The 14,435-nt window shown below is 64.1% G+C and carries 14 protein-coding genes; 8 read left to right on the forward strand and 6 right to left on the reverse strand.

The window, feature by feature from the left end:
- The 3 genes from fdhD to Q1A36_RS13215 all read left to right on the forward strand — a co-directional run bounded on the left by fdhD (nucleotide 1) and on the right by Q1A36_RS13215 (nucleotide 1,843).
- Nucleotides 1–822: a formate dehydrogenase accessory sulfurtransferase FdhD gene (gene fdhD, locus Q1A36_RS13205; protein WP_299845003.1), complete on the forward strand. Its 822-nt coding sequence runs from the start codon at nucleotides 1–3 to the stop codon at nucleotides 820–822.
- Nucleotides 812–1,030 (forward strand): formate dehydrogenase subunit delta, encoded by a 219-nt coding sequence (locus tag Q1A36_RS13210; RefSeq protein WP_299844773.1) that lies wholly within the window; start codon nucleotides 812–814, stop codon nucleotides 1,028–1,030. Before fdhD ends, Q1A36_RS13210 begins: the two co-directional genes overlap by 11 nt.
- A gap of 171 nt (nucleotides 1,031–1,201) precedes the next feature.
- Nucleotides 1,202–1,843 (forward strand): hydrolase, encoded by a 642-nt coding sequence (locus tag Q1A36_RS13215; protein ID WP_299844776.1) that lies wholly within the window; start codon nucleotides 1,202–1,204, stop codon nucleotides 1,841–1,843.
- 41 nt (nucleotides 1,844–1,884) lie between these two features.
- On the opposite strand, the gene Q1A36_RS13220 is transcribed toward Q1A36_RS13215, so the two are convergent.
- Nucleotides 1,885–3,459 carry a DHA2 family efflux MFS transporter permease subunit gene (locus Q1A36_RS13220; protein ID WP_299844779.1) on the reverse strand — a complete coding sequence of 525 codons (1,575 nt, stop codon included), beginning with the start codon at nucleotides 3,457–3,459 and terminating at the stop codon, nucleotides 1,885–1,887.
- Between the two features lie 83 nt (nucleotides 3,460–3,542).
- Nucleotides 3,543–4,694, reverse strand: a complete 1,152-nt coding sequence (locus tag Q1A36_RS13225; protein ID WP_299844781.1) for an HlyD family secretion protein — start codon at nucleotides 4,692–4,694, stop codon at nucleotides 3,543–3,545.
- A 116-nt stretch (nucleotides 4,695–4,810) separates the two neighbouring features.
- Here Q1A36_RS13225 and Q1A36_RS13230 point away from each other — a divergent pair, with 116 nt between their 5' ends.
- The 5 genes from Q1A36_RS13230 (at nucleotide 4,811) to Q1A36_RS13250 (ending at nucleotide 9,342) form a co-directional block, all read left to right on the forward strand.
- Entirely contained in the window at nucleotides 4,811–5,776 is a 966-nt protein-coding gene (locus tag Q1A36_RS13230; protein WP_299844784.1) for a LysR family transcriptional regulator, read from the forward strand.
- A gap of 171 nt (nucleotides 5,777–5,947) precedes the next feature.
- On the forward strand, nucleotides 5,948–6,481 hold the full coding sequence (locus Q1A36_RS13235) for a BrnA antitoxin family protein (protein ID WP_299844788.1): 534 nt from the start codon (nucleotides 5,948–5,950) through the stop codon (nucleotides 6,479–6,481).
- A gap of 543 nt (nucleotides 6,482–7,024) precedes the next feature.
- The gene (locus tag Q1A36_RS13240; RefSeq protein WP_084693981.1) at nucleotides 7,025–8,380 is read left to right on the forward strand and encodes an IS1380-like element IS1247 family transposase; all 1,356 of its coding nucleotides are present in this window, start codon (nucleotides 7,025–7,027) and stop codon (nucleotides 8,378–8,380) included.
- 214 nt (nucleotides 8,381–8,594) lie between these two features.
- Nucleotides 8,595–8,981: an ImmA/IrrE family metallo-endopeptidase gene (locus tag Q1A36_RS13245; RefSeq protein ID WP_299844797.1), complete on the forward strand. Its 387-nt coding sequence runs from the start codon at nucleotides 8,595–8,597 to the stop codon at nucleotides 8,979–8,981.
- A complete protein-coding gene (locus Q1A36_RS13250) occupies nucleotides 8,971–9,342 on the forward strand; it encodes a hypothetical protein (RefSeq protein ID WP_299844800.1) in 372 nt (123 codons plus the stop codon). The genes Q1A36_RS13245 and Q1A36_RS13250 overlap by 11 nt, the downstream gene beginning before the upstream one ends.
- 4 nt (nucleotides 9,343–9,346) lie before the next feature.
- On the opposite strand, the gene carB is transcribed toward Q1A36_RS13250, so the two are convergent.
- The 4 genes from carB to flaF all read right to left on the reverse strand — a co-directional run bounded on the left by carB (nucleotide 9,347) and on the right by flaF (nucleotide 14,409).
- Entirely contained in the window at nucleotides 9,347–12,685 is a 3,339-nt protein-coding gene (carB, locus tag Q1A36_RS13255) for a carbamoyl-phosphate synthase large subunit (RefSeq protein ID WP_299844803.1), read from the reverse strand.
- 184 nt (nucleotides 12,686–12,869) lie between these two features.
- On the reverse strand, nucleotides 12,870–13,661 hold the full coding sequence (locus Q1A36_RS13260) for a DUF1217 domain-containing protein (RefSeq protein ID WP_299844805.1): 792 nt from the start codon (nucleotides 13,659–13,661) through the stop codon (nucleotides 12,870–12,872).
- Nucleotides 13,658–14,062, reverse strand: coding sequence for a flagellar biosynthesis repressor FlbT (gene flbT / locus Q1A36_RS13265; protein ID WP_299844808.1), 405 nt, complete (start codon nucleotides 14,060–14,062; stop codon nucleotides 13,658–13,660). The genes Q1A36_RS13260 and flbT overlap by 4 nt, the downstream gene beginning before the upstream one ends.
- Nucleotides 14,059–14,409 (reverse strand): flagellar biosynthesis regulator FlaF, encoded by a 351-nt coding sequence (gene flaF, locus Q1A36_RS13270; RefSeq protein WP_299844811.1) that lies wholly within the window; start codon nucleotides 14,407–14,409, stop codon nucleotides 14,059–14,061. Before flaF ends, flbT begins: the two co-directional genes overlap by 4 nt.
- Between the last annotated feature and the right edge of the window lie 26 nt (nucleotides 14,410–14,435).

Consider the following 14,435-nt stretch of genomic DNA (forward strand, 5'->3'; position numbering starts at 1 on the left):
ATGATCCCCGCCGCCGCCACGACCTCCTTCGCCACGCATTTCCGCGCGGGTCGCCACGCGCAGATGGTTCATGCCCTGCCCGAAGAGACCGCCATCTCGATGGTCTATGACGGCAGCGCCCATGCCGTGATGATGGCCAGCCCCGCCGATCTCGAGGATTTCGCCACCGGCTTCACTCTGACCGAAGGCATCGTCGAGAGCGCCGACCAGATCAGCAAGATCGACCTTGTGGCCCATGACAAGGGCGTCGAGGTGCAGATGTGGCTGGAAGGGGATCGCGGGTTACAACTGGCGGCGCGGCGCCGGACCATGGCCGGGCCGGTCGGCTGCGGGCTGTGCGGCATCGAAAGCCTCGATCAGGCGGTGCGCGAGCTGCCCGATTGTTCGGATGTCGGCGCGCAGTTCAGCGTTGATGAGGTGACGGCCGCGACCGCCGCGCTGCGTGACTGGCAGCCGCTGCATGACCGCACCCGCGCGGTGCACGCGGCGGGCTTCCTGCTGCCCGGTCAGGGGATCGTTTTGGCCCGCGAGGATGTCGGCCGCCACAACGCACTGGACAAGCTGATCGGCGCATTGGCGCGCCAGGGCATCGATGCCGGCACCGGCGCCATCGTGCTGACCAGCCGAGTCTCGGTCGAGATGGTGCAGAAGACCGCCATGGCGCGCTGCGGCACGCTGATCGCGGTTTCAGCGCCCACGGCCCATGCTCTGCGACTGGCTGCCGGCGCCGGCCTTACCCTTGCCGCCTATGCCCGCGCCGAGGGCTTCGACCTGTTTTCCAACCCGCACCGCCTGTCGCACGAGGTCGCCGATGTCGCCTGAAAAGATGGTCATGATGGCCAACCAGATCGCCACCTTCTTCGACAGCCAGCCGGGCGATCCGGCCAAGGCCATCGCCGGCCATCTCAGCGATTACTGGGACCCGCATATGCGGCGGCAGCTGGCGGATTATGTCGGCGAGGGCGGTGCGCGCTTGCTGCCGACGGTGCGCGAGGCGGTGGCACGGCTGGTCGAGACGGCGCGGGCATGACGCCGGGTCGCCCCGGCAGGGCCAGGCCGAGACTTCAACAATCAACTGCAGGTGAAGGACCGGCAGGCCGTATCGCCTTGGGTTGACCTTATCGACTGGAGGTTTCAGGCTGACAGATGAGCGAAAATTGTTCGCTCTGGCCTGACATCCAGACCCGACAAGGAGCATTTCATGACCAGTGAACCGATCCGCGATCCGAAAGCCGACGCGCTTCTGACGCCGCAGAACGCCACCTTCGTCATCATCGATTACCAGCCCGTCCAGGTGAACTCGATCGCCTCGATGGACCGACAGCTTTTGATCAACAATATCGTCGGCTGCGCGCGGGCGGCGGTGGTCTATGGTCTGCCGATCGTCCATTCGACCGTGAACGTGAAGACCGGCCTGAACAAGCCGCCGATCCCACAGATCCGCAAGGCGCTTGGCGGCGTGCCGACGATCGACCGCACCACGATCAATTCCTGGGAGGATGTGGAATTCCGGCAGGCGGTCAAGGATGCGGGCCGCAAGAAGCTGATCATGACCGCGCTCTGGACCGAGGCCTGCCTGACCTTCCCGGCGCTCGATGCGCTCAGCGAAGGCTACGAGGTCTATGTGCCGATCGATGCCGTCGGCGGCACCTCGTCGGCCGCGCATGAGGCCGGGCTGCGCCGGATCGAACAGGCGGGCGGCAAGATGATCAGCGTGCCGCAGCTGTTCTGCGAGCTGCAGCGCGACTGGAGCCGGGCCGAGACGGTGCCCGCCTTCATGGACCTGTTCATCCAGACCGGCGGCACGGCGGGGATCCAGTTCTCCTACGACCGCACCGAATAGACCTGCAATGGCCCGCCCCGGATCGGGGCGGGCCGTCTGTCTTACAGGAACTTGCCCGGCAGTTTCGGGCGGTACATGAACAGCGTCAGCAGTGCCGTCAGCGCCAGCGCGATACCCAGCAGCAGGAACATGTCGGCATAGGCCAGCACGAAGGCCTCGCGCTGAACCGTCCCGGCCAGCATTGCCGTCGCCCGATCGGCAGCCAGCGCCGGATCGATGGCCTGCGCCTCGAGCGTGGCGGCACTCGCATCTATACGCCCCTGCACCAGCGCCGACCCGCTTTCGACATGCAGACCCAGCAGGGCGGAATGCAGCTGCTCCTGCTTGCGGGTGAAAGTCGCAACCAGTGCCAGACCGGCCGCCGAGGCCACGGTGCGGGTGATATGGACCAGCGAGGCGATCCAGGGGATCTCGCGGATGGTGATCTCTTCGGTCATCAGCACCATCAGCGGCACGGCGATGAAGGGCGCCGCGAGCGATTGCACCAGAAGCGCCGGCAGCAACTGCTCGCCCGCCCACAGATGCGTCAGGTCGGTCAGCATCAAGGTGCCGGCGGCGAAGACCAGAAGCCCAAAAGCCACCAGATTGCGCGGATCGAGGCGATAGACCAGCCAGGCGACAAAGGGCGTCAGCACCAGCTGCGGCAGGGCCGAGACCCAGAACACCGTGCCGCTTTCCAGCGCCCGGAACCCCTGAACGCGGATCAGGTATTGCGGGATCAGGTAGGCCGAACTCATCAGCCCGATGCGCATGACGAACATCACGAGAAGGCTCAGCCCGATATTGTCGCGGGCCAGAAGCCGCGGGCTGACCACCGGGTCGCGGTGGCGCAGGGCATGGACCAGATAGATCACCAGAAGGAAGGCGGCCGAGGCCAGCAGCCCGTTGATCAGCCCCGAACCCAGCCAGTCCAGCAGGTTGCCCTGATCGAGCACCGTGACCAGCGCGGCCAGACCCAGCGACAGGGCCAGAAGCCCGAACCCGTCATGGCGGCGGAAGCGCAGGAACTTGATCGGATCGTTGGCCAGTCCATAGGCCCCAGCCAGCAGCGTCAGGCTGCCCGGAATGACGTTGATCCAGAACAGGTATTCCCAACTGAAATGAACCATGATCCAGCCTTCGATACTGGCCGCGAGCGCCGGGGTCAGCGACGAGACCAGCGCATAGAAGGACAGCGCATAGAGCCTCAGCGGCTGCGGCATGTGGCGCATGACCACGGCATAGGCCATCGGCATCAGGATCCCGGCGCTGAGGCCGCGAATGGCCTGGAAGGCGATCAGCACCTGCAGGTTCGGGCTGAAGGGGGCAAGGAACGAGGCAACGGTGAAGATCAGCGAGCCGATCAGCACGCCGCGCGCCGGCGACAGGATCGAGCGCAGCCAGACTGCCGAGGGGATCGCCGCGACCTCGGCCACGACATAGGCGGTGGTCAGCCAACTGGCCTCGTCCATGCCGACGCCAAGTGCGCCGCGGATGTCCGCGAGCCCGATATCGGTCAGGCGGGAGTTCAGAAGCGAGGTCAGGGTGCCCAAGAGAACCGCGCCCACACCGATCAGGGCGCGCAGATCCGGCAGCTTGACGGCGGGTGCCGCAGGGGCGGCTGTGGTCGTGGACATGACACAATCTCCATCCCTGGACCGCCTGTCACCGGGACAGGCGGCGGTTTCGGGTTCAGCGGTTTCGGGTCAATGGGCTGGGATCAGCGGACTTGGGCCAGCTTGGTCTCGGCAGCGGCGTCGCGGTCGGTATGAACCGTCGCCTCGACCGACATGCCGGGGCGCAACAGGCCCTGAAGCCCGGCATCCTCATCCAGCGCGATGCGAACGCTGACCCGCTGCGCGATCTTGGTGAAGTTGCCGGTCGCATTGTCAGCGGGCAGCAGACTGAAGATCGAGCCGGTGGCAGGTGCCAGCCGTTCAACATGGCCTGTCAGCTGCTTGCCGGGGAAACTGTCGACCGAAACGCTGACTGCTTGGCCGGGTCGCAGCTTGGCGAGCTGCGTTTCCTTGAAATTCGCGGTCACATAGAGATCGGCCATCGGCACCACCGACACCAGTTGCGAACCGGCGCGGACAAATTGCCCCTCGCGCACGCCGCTGGTGCCGACGATGCCATCGACCGGCGCGGTGATCCGGGTGCGGCCCAGTTCGATCTCGGCCAGCTTCAGTGCGGCGGCGCGGCTGCCACGCTCGGCCTCGGCCTGTTCGGCCTCGCTGGCCAGCACGTTCAGCTGTTCGCGCTCGGCGGCGATGGCGGCCTGTTGCTCGATGATCGCGGCGGCGATGCGCTTCTGATCGGCGATGGCGGCCTCGACCTTCTGGCCGCTGGCCCAGCCCCCTTCCTTCAGTGTCGCCTGCCGCTGGTTCTCGCTGTCGATCCGCTCGCGGTCGGCCTCCAGTGCGGCCAGCCCGGCCTCGGCCTGCTCGATCACCCGATGCTGCAACGCGATGCGGCTTTCGATATTGTGGATCGCCGCCTCGGCCGCGCCCGCGCCCGCACGGGCCTGATCGACGCGCGCCTGGTATTCGGTCGGGTCGATCTCCATCAGCAGCGTCCCGGCCCTGACCTCCTGATAGTCGTCGACCAGCAGCCGGGTGATCCGGCCTTCGACCTCGGCGCTGACCGGGGTGGTATCGGCGCGCAGCGAGGCGTTGTTGGTGCTCTGGTTGGTCAGACCCGCGACCCAGCTGCCCCAGCCAAGCGGCACGACCACCGCTAGGCCGATCCCGGCCACGATGACCGAGGCGCGGGCCAACGTCAGCATGGCGCGTTTGCGCGGCTTCTTTGCCGGTGCAGGAATGGCGGCAGGGGCTTCGGATTTGGGTACGATTTGGACGACCGGCTTGTTCATCGGATCGACTCCCTCAAGCGGTTTTCTCGGAAAGGGCGGCGTCTCGGCCGGCCCCGGTTGAGGCAGATATAGGGTTGGCCTTGACATGAGTGAAATGAATTGATCGAATTTGAAATATGAGCAATATTCATACAGCCGATCTGAACCTGATCCGCGTCTTCGACGCCCTGATGGAAGAACGCTCCGTGACCCGGGCGGGCGAACGGCTGAGGCTCAGCCAGTCGGCGGTCAGCCATGCGCTGGCCAAGCTGCGCCTGCTTTTGTCGGACGAGCTGTTCGTGCGCGGACCAGACGGGATGCATCCGACACCGCGGGCGATGGAACTGGCCGATCCGTTGCGGTCGGCCCTGGTCCAGATCTCGACGGCGCTGTCGGCCCCGCGCTTCGACCCGGCCACCTCGGACATGACCTTCGTCGTCGCGACATCCGATTATTACATCGGCGCGCTGTTTCCCAAGGTCATGGCCCGCATCCGGCGCGAGGCGCCGCAGATCCGGCTGTGGCTCAGGATGTTCAACGACATCAATCTGGTCGAGGAGCTGGATCGCGGCACGCTGCACCTGGTCGTGGGCGCCTTTGGCCGCATCCCCGGTCGCTTTCGCCGCGAGACGCTGGCGCCGGTCGAGATGGTCTGGATCATGTGCCGCGACCACCCGGCCGCCGGATCACCCCTGACGCTGGAAACACTCGGCCACTGGCCGCATGTCGATATTCTGCTGTCGGGACGGGCGACGCCCGAGGCTTCTGGGATGCAGGATCAGGAGGGGCTGGAGCGGTCCTTCGTGACCAGCAACCCCACGCATCTCGAGGCGCTGCTGCGGGAGGCCGGGCTGACCCGGCAGGTCGGCGCCACGGTGCCGCTGATCCTCGCCGTGCCGCCGCTGGTCGCTGCCAGTGACATGGTCGCCATGGTTCCGCGCGAGGTGGCCGAAACCCATCGCGACAGCTATGGGCTTGCGATCTTCGACAGCCCTTATGCCCGCCCGCCGACTCAGATCGACATGCTGTCCCATAACAGCCATGGCGCGCATCCGGCCGTCGTCTGGCTGCGCCGGATCCTGGACGAGGTGGGGCGCGGCTGACGCCGACGGTCCGCGAGGCGGCCGAGCGGACGGGCGCGCGGGCATAGGCACAACCCGTGCACAGGGCGGCACCGGATGTGCACAGCGCGTACACTGACAACGCCCGCGATCTTAAGCCGAAATTAACCGCCCTCGGCGAAGTTTTCCCAGGACAGCGAAGGGGGCAGGGCGATGGCGGTCAGCAAGGCGGAACAGGCGCGGCGGGTGAATTATCACTACATGGCCGATGCGATGCGGATGCTGGAATGGGACCTGCACCAGACGGTCCTCAAGCAGATGCGCATTCCCGACGACTGGCACCGCATCGCCCGCGACAAGGGCGCACGCGAGAAGACCCGGGTCACGCTGCGGCTGGACGCGGACGTGGTGACGTTCTTCCGATCCATGGGGCCGGACTGGCAGGCGCGGGTGAACCGGATCATCTCGGTCTGGATGCACGCCCGACTTGCCGGGCTGATCGACGGGGCCGAGACGATGGACTACCTGAAGCGCCAGACCGAGGACGAGGAGGAGACCTTCAACACCCGCCGCCCACATTGGGGCGACGACCCGAGCTGGATCGCCGACGCGCTGCTGGAGCGCGTCCACGGTGCGGCGCGCGTGGCCGAAATGCAGGGCGAGGGCGTGCCGCTGGGCGTTGAGCGCAAACCCTCGGCAGTGATGAAGGCGGAATATCTGGCGATGAAGGGGTGGAAGGGGGAGTAAAGGGGTGGAGTTCTTAACGGCGGCCGCTCGTCCGTGGTTTGGTTCGCGGAGTGGTGGTTTCGACCCGAAAGCCGGTGGCGTCGGCAGCGTGCTTGTTCATACGCAGTTTTGGCCGAAGGGGCGGTGACAGCGAGCCCGCAAACTACGCCTGCTACGCTTTCAGGGCGAAGTTAGGTTAGGTTAGTTCACTGTATTTATTGTTTTTTCTTAAGGAATCTCCGTCTCCCATTTCGCGTTATTTGCTTTACTTGCACTCGATCATGTGATTCTATGTTGACAAGTGATTTGAATCGTGACTTGCCGTTGCGGCTCCATTGGAAGTGTGAGACATGCGCAAGAGCCCAGACTACTCCCGTGTTAAGGCGGAGGTGAAGCGAGTTTTGGATCAGTACGGGGTTCAGCAGCCGCCTGTCGATCCCGTGACGATTGCTAGGCACGAGGGAGTTGAACCCACATTTCCCAAGTAAGGCGCTGATTTCGCTGTCCTGACCATTATATTTCCTATATAAAACATGGTGTTGAAGGCTGCGAGGGGCGCGTTTCATGGATCACCCAGAGGGTGCGGGCTTGCAACGGGCAGATCGGGTGGATTTCGACCCTCGCGTGCGGCTGGAATTTCGCGGCACGCAGCTCAGTTCCGACGGCGGCCTTCTGGTGATGCGCGAGCTTGATGACGCGCTCGGGTTGTCCGATTTGGCGTCAGCGGCGCTGCGCGATACTCGCTCTGGCAAGAACACGGTCCATCGGCTCGACGGCCTGTTCCGGCAATCAGTCTTTGGGCGGCTGGCCGGATACGAGGATGTCAACGACGCCAACCGTCTCGCCTGCGATCCGGTCATGCGCCAAGTTGTCGGCGGCAGAGCGGTCGATGCACAAGCGGCCTCGGCATCGCAGATGGGACGGTTCGAGACCGAGACGCTGGCTCTGGCCGGGAACCGTGCCGCGCTGGCCGACCTGAACGGGCAATGGATCGACCGGTTCCATGACCGTAACGGGCTGAAGTACATCGTTCTGGACATGGACAGCTCGGTCAGCCCGACCCATGGCGACCAGGAAGGGTCCGCCTGGAATGGCCATTTCGACTGTAGCTGCTATCACCCCAACTTTCTGTTCAACCAGTTCGGGATGCTGGAACGCTGCGCCCTGCGCCATGGCAACGTCCACAGCGCCGATGGCTGGCGTGATGTTCTCGACCCCGTCATTGCGCGCTACGCGGAGCGCGACCTTGGTGGCAGGTTCTTCCGGGCCGATGCTGCCTACGCGATCCCGGCGATCTATGAGCGATTGGAAGAAGCGCGGTTCTTCTACGCCATCCGGCTGCCCGCAAACGCGGTCCTCAAGGACAAGATCGCGCATCGGCTAACGCGCCCTGTCGGGCGGCCGTCACTGACCAAGGTCAAGCGGTTCTTCGAGGAATTCGAGTATCAGGCGGCGTCCTGGGACAAGGAACGCCGGGTGATCGCCAAGATCGAATGGCATCCGGGCGAACTGTTCCCGCGTGTCGGCTTCATCGTCACCAACCTGCCGATGGAGCCGGACTGGGTGGTGCGGTTCTACAACCAGCGCGGCACCGCCGAGCAGCACATCAAAGAGGGCAAATACGCCTTTCGCTGGACGCGGCTGTCGTGCCGGAAGTTCCGCGACAATGAGGTGCGGCTGCAACTGCACGCCCTGGCGTACAACCTGGCCACCTTCTTGCGCTGCATCGAGCTGCCCGAGGCCATGGCCGACTGGTCGTTGATCAGCCTGCAACTGAAGCTGATCAAGATCGGGGCACGTGTGGTCCGTCACGCCCGCACCATCACCTTCCAGCTGGCCGAGGTCGCTGTCACCGGCACGATGGTACGCGCCATCCTCGCCGCTATCCGCCGATTGCGAGCGCCACCGCTATGCGCATGATCGCGATCCACGCTCAAACTGAACGAAAGCGGCTGGACAGATCTGTCCGCTGCGCTGAAAAACGCCGCCCCTGGGCAAGGAAACAGCGGCTTCGCGGTCTGATCCGTCCAGATCCAGCAGTCTGCGCGACCGCAGGTGCCGCTTGCGGCAGAAAATCCTTGTCTAGCGCTCGGATACAGGCGATCTTCACCTCAAACGACACGCCACTTGGGGAATGCAGGTTGAAGTCGTGTTCGTAAAATTTACCGGTGAGTACGATAAAGTCTCTGGGTTTTACGAGCCTGATGAGAACCGCATATACGTCAACAAGGACGAGTTTCCGCTAAGGCAAACGTTTACAGTTGCCCATGAGCTGGCGCACGCTCTTCTGCATAGGCACTGGGCCGCTTCAGACGAGTATAGAGTTCTTCTACGCGACCCCAATGCGAGTTCCGACGAGCCTCACGAGAAGGAGGCTAATGCGTTCGCTGCGCATTTGCTGGTTCCCAGAAAGATGCTTGATACTGTATATAGTGATCTCAGCAATGCGGAGTTGTCCAAACTCTTCGCAGTTTCTGTGCCCACTATTAAGTATCGCAAAGAATTTGAGTATGGCATCTGACCTTCGGAAAGAAGCTAAAGCTGCGGCTACGGATCCAGAGCAAGATGATCCGGAGTTGGAGGAAGCTCTTAAAGCAGGCTCCAGCTACCAGCTCGAGCTGATTCGAGAACGACATCGACATGCTGAGGCAACTCAGCAGACCGAACTAGGAAAGCTCGGGACATTGCTGGGAGGCGAAAAGAATGCGCCCATGGCAATTGCTACTATTACCATGCTTTTCTCGTTTATTGTCTTCGGCGTTTGCTTGTATCTTGCGACAAGACAGAATGCCAACGCCGATTCCATTTTCAAGTGGTCGTCGGCGCCTCTTAGTTTGGCTACAACGGCGCTTGGATTTATCTTCGGAAATTCGAAGAAATAAGTCCTCAAGCCTGCAACGATCTCACCCCAACTTCCCCCTCGCCGCGCGACTTGATCGCGGCCACGGCGGCGATGCTGCCGGCGGCGGTGGTGAAATAGGGGATCTTGTCATACAGCGCGACGGCCCGGATCTCGCGCGAGTCCTGGATCGCCTGCGCGCCCTCGGTGGTATTCAGCACCATCGCGATCTCGCCGTTCTTCAGCCGGTCTACGATGTTCGGGCGGCCTTCATAGACCTTGTTCACCCGCTGGCTTTCGACGCCGTTCGCGGCAAGGAAATCGGCCGTGCCGCTGGTCGCGACAATGGTGAAGCCCATGGCGATCAGGTCGCGCGCGGCGGCGGCCAGTTCGGCGCTCTTGTCGGCATCCTTGATCGAGATGAAGACCAGACCCTCCTGCGGCAGGGTGGTGCCGGCGCCCAGCTGCGCCTTCAGGAAGGCGCGGGGGAAGTTGCGGTCCCAGCCCATGACCTCGCCGGTCGAGCGCATTTCCGGCCCCAGAAGCGTGTCGACACCGGGGAAGCGTGCGAAGGGCATCACCGCCTCCTTGACCGAGAACCACGGGGTTTTCGGGTCGGCAAGGGTCAGCGGATCGGCGAAGGGCAGGTCATCCTCGGGGCCGACGCCCTCGGGATAGGGCTGACGCGCCGGGAAGTTCGACATCGGCTCGCCCGCCATCAGCCGGGCGGCGATGCTGGCGATGGCGCTGTCGGTGGCCTTGGCGACGAAGGGCACGGTCCGCGAGGCGCGCGGGTTCACCTCGAGCACGAAGATCTGCCCGTCCTTCAGCGCGAATTGCACGTTCATCAGCCCGACGACGCGCAGCGCGCGCGCCATGGCAACCGTCTGGCGCTTCAGCTCCTCGACGGTCGCGCCGTCCAGCGTATGCGGCGGCAGCGAGCAGGCCGAGTCGCCCGAATGGACGCCTGCCTCCTCGATATGCTCCATGATCCCGGCGACATGGACGGTGTCGCCATCGCTCAGCGCATCGACATCGACCTCGATCGCGCCCGAGAGATAGCTGTCGAGCAGCACCGGGTTCTTGCCCGAGACCTTCACCGCCTCGGTGATGTAGCGGTTCAGGTGGTCCATATCCCGCACGATCTCCATGGCGCGCCCGCCCAGCACATAGGAAGGGCGGATGACCAGCGGGAAGCCGATCCGCTCGGCGATCGCGATCGCTTCGGCGGGGCTGTGGGCGATGCCGTTGATCGGCTGTTTCAGGTTCAGGTCGTTCAGGAGCTTCTGGAACCGCTCGCGGTCCTCGGCCAGGTCGATGGCATCCGGGGTGGTGCCAAGGATCGGGATGCCCTCGGCTTCCAGCGCGTCGGCCAGTTTCAGCGGCGTCTGGCCACCGAACTGCACGATCACCCCGTGCAGGGTGCCGTTCTCCTGCTCGACCCGCAGGATCTCCAGCACATGTTCCAGCGTCAGCGGCTCGAAATAAAGCCGGTCCGAGGTGTCATAATCGGTGCTGACCGTTTCCGGGTTGCAGTTGATCATGATGGTTTCATAGCCGGCTTTGGTCAGCGCAAAGCAGGCATGGCAGCAGCAATAGTCGAACTCGATCCCCTGGCCGATCCGGTTCGGGCCACCCCCAAGGATGACCACCTTCTTGGCATTGCTGGGCCGCGCCTCGTTTTCCACATCGCCCATCGCCGGGGCTTCATAGGTGGAATACATGTAGGGGGTCTGGGCCTCGAACTCGGCGGCGCAGGTGTCGATACGCTTGAAGACCGGACGGATCTCCAGCGCGGCGCGGGCGCGGCGGATATCGCTCTCGTCGCGACCGGTCAGGGTGGCCAGGCGCGCATCGGTGAAGCCCATCATCTTCAGCGCGCGCAGCCCCTTGGCATCCTGCGGCAGACCATCGGCGCGGACGCCGTTCTCGGCATCGACGATCTCGCGGATGCGGCTGAGGAACCACGGGTCAAAGCTGGTAACGCGATGGATCTCGTCATCAGTCAGGCCGAAACGCATCGCCTCGGCAATCACCCGCAGCCGGTCGGGCGTCTGTTTCGACAAGGCGGCGATCACCGCAGGCTTGCCCTGGTCGGCAGCGCCCTCGATGGCGATCTCGTCGAGCCCGGTCAGCCCGTTCTCCATCGAGGTCAGTGCCTTCTGCAGCGATTCGTGGAAGCTGCGGCCGATGGCCATGACCTCGCCCACAGATTTCATCGCCGTGGTCAGTTCCGGCTTCGATCCGGGGAATTTCTCGAAGGCAAAGCGCGGGATCTTGGTCACGACATAGTCGATCGACGGCTCGAAGCTGGCCGGCGTGACCTTGGTGATGTCATTGTCCAGCTCGTCCAGCGTATAGCCCACTGCCAGCTTTGCCGCGATCTTGGCGATCGGGAAACCCGTGGCCTTCGAGGCCAGCGCCGAAGAGCGGCTGACCCGCGGGTTCATCTCGATCACCACCATGCGGCCATCGGCCGGGTTGATCGCCCATTGCACGTTCGAGCCGCCGGTCTCGACCCCGATCTCGCGCAGCACGGCGATCGAGCCGTTGCGCATGATCTGGTATTCGCGGTCGGTCAAGGTCAGGGCCGGGGCGACCGTGATCGAATCGCCGGTATGCACGCCCATCGGATCGACGTTCTCGATGGCGCAGACGATGATGGCATTGTCGTTGCGATCCCGCACGACCTCCATCTCGAACTCCTTCCAGCCGAGCAGGCTTTCATCGACCAGCACCTGCGCGACCGGCGAGGCATCGAGGCCCGAGCGCACGATGCGTTCGTAATCGTCGCGGTTATAAGCAACGCCGCCGCCGGTGCCGCCGAGGGTGAAGGCCGGGCGGATGATGGCCGGCAGGCCGATCTCCTCCAGCGCCTCCATCGCCTGCGCAACGCCGGCCGAGATGTCGTATTTGCCATTGGCGTGTTTCGGGGCCGAAACGATGGTGGCGCGCGGGTTTTCCAGCCCGATGCGGTCCATCGCCTCGCGGAAGAGCTTGCGGTCTTCGGCCATCTCGATGGCCGAGCGCTGCGCCCCGATCAGTTCGACGCCATAGCGGTTCAGAACCCCGGCATCGGCCAGCGACAGGGCCGTATTCAGCCCGGTCTGCCCGCCCATGGTCGGCAACAGCGCGTCGGGGCGTTCCTTGGCGATGATCTTCTCGACGATCTCGGGCGTGATCGGCTCGATATAGGTGGCGTCGGCCATCTCCGGATCGGTCATGATCGTCGCCGGGTTCGAGTTCACCAGCACGACCCGATAACCTTCCTCGCGCAGGGCCTTGCAGGCCTGGGCGCCGGAATAGTCGAACTCACAGGCCTGGCCGATGACGATGGGCCCGGCACCGATGATCAGAATGGATTTGATATCGGTTCTCTTCGGCATGGTGACCCCGGCTTGTCATGGATTGGCGCAAATCGTCCGGGGTTATAGCCATGCAGGGCCGGGGCGCAAGGCGCGTTGGTGGGTGCCGGGTGCGAATCTGCGCGGCGGCGGGGCGACGCGGGGCCGGGCCGCCGCTCGGAGATGCTCGCAGATCTGCCGCGCTGCGGGGGGCGGCTGGCAAGGCTCAGCCCCCTCTGCGCAACAAGGTCAGGGCTGTGGAGAAGGGGGATGTCGCCGCGCTTTCGGCCATTTGCGCGCGCAGAAGAAAACGCTGGACCAGCTTCTCGATCCCGGCCTCTGACGCGATCACCTTGAAGGAAGAGCTGCCAAAGAGCGATGTCGCGCTGGCCGTGAATTCCGCCAGTTGCCGGTCGATCGGCAGTCTCCCGTAGGCTTGGCCGAAGCCGAAGGCCTGTTCGAACACCTTGCGCAGCTGCGTGTTGCCCAGAACCTCGTACCAGAGGGTCGCCTCGGTTGATGTACGGTCGGTCATCTGGCGAAGCTCGCGCTGCGCATTAAGGGCCAAGCGCAGATTCTGGTCGCCCTCGCCAACACGACGTTCAAACTCCCGTTCGACATAAAGCGCCGAGATCCGGTCGCCAAACCCGGAGGAGGAGACCATCTGGTTGCCCTGGTCATAGCCGAAGGCGGCGGCAAGTTTTTGATAGCGCTTGTCCACCATCCGGTTGGCCAGCGACCTGTCATCGCCGCGCGGCTCTTCCAGAACCTTGCGAATGAACGCCTTGCTGGCGATCTGGCTCTCCAGCCCGTAGGCGCCGAGGGCGACGGTCATCAGCCGATGGTCCGAAACGAGATCATCGGCCCCCGCCGTGCGGCCGATCGTCTCGCGGAAATAACGGGTGGTTCGCGCCACCATCGGATCGGCCGCCAGCATTTCCTTTTGCTGGGTGGCAGTGCGCTGCAGGAGCTTCCACCCCGCGAGGCCACCCGTACCCAGGTGAATCGCCGCCGTCATTGTGGTCCTGCCGCCAACATGCGTGCCTCGCGCGGAAGCAGATCGCGCAACCGCCGCAGCGCCTGATAGGGATTGCCGGACAGCGCGCTTTGGCTGGCCGCGGCCAGCAGCCGGCGGCTGTCGGGATCGTCGAAGACCTGCGACAGCTGTTCGATCCCGCGCAACAGCTGTCTGCCACCCTCGCCAGGGTCGGTGTCCCCGGAGAGGATCAACTGGGCGACATAGCAGACCCGGGCGACAGGGCTGCGGACTGCCTCGGGGTGAATGGCGTCCTTCAGGCGCAGCACATTCGCATTGGGGGTCTTGATGGCGATCTTCGAGCGCTTGTCGCCATTCTCGATGACGGCACCATTGATCAGGATCCGTTCCTTCGGTGCCAGCTTGATGACCAGCCCGCTCATTCCGGCACCGTGCCGCGCAGGCCCTTCATGATGGCGACGTTCACGTCGATCAGCGGATCGATCTCGCCGGTACCGTTCAGAACCGCATGGCCCTGGCGAATTGAGAAGCCGGCCAGCGAGATCAGCGCTGCCCGGGTTTCCGCCGGCAGCTGGTTCCCGGGCAGCGCCAGATCCGTGGCGAGCGTGGTCCAGAGCTCGTTATTCCTGTGGATGGCCATGACCTGGACGGTTTCGAGCGGACCCTGGCTTGCGGCCCGCATCATCCGGGTGATCTGCGAGAACGCCTCGTATTCGATGTCACGTTCGGTGCGAATCCCGTGGGATCGATAGGGACCATTGTCGTTCATAGGCGTAACCGCGTTCAACGTGTTCA

It is taken from the genome of uncultured Paracoccus sp. (assembly GCF_947487305.1).
GTDB lineage: Bacteria > Pseudomonadota > Alphaproteobacteria > Rhodobacterales > Rhodobacteraceae > Paracoccus.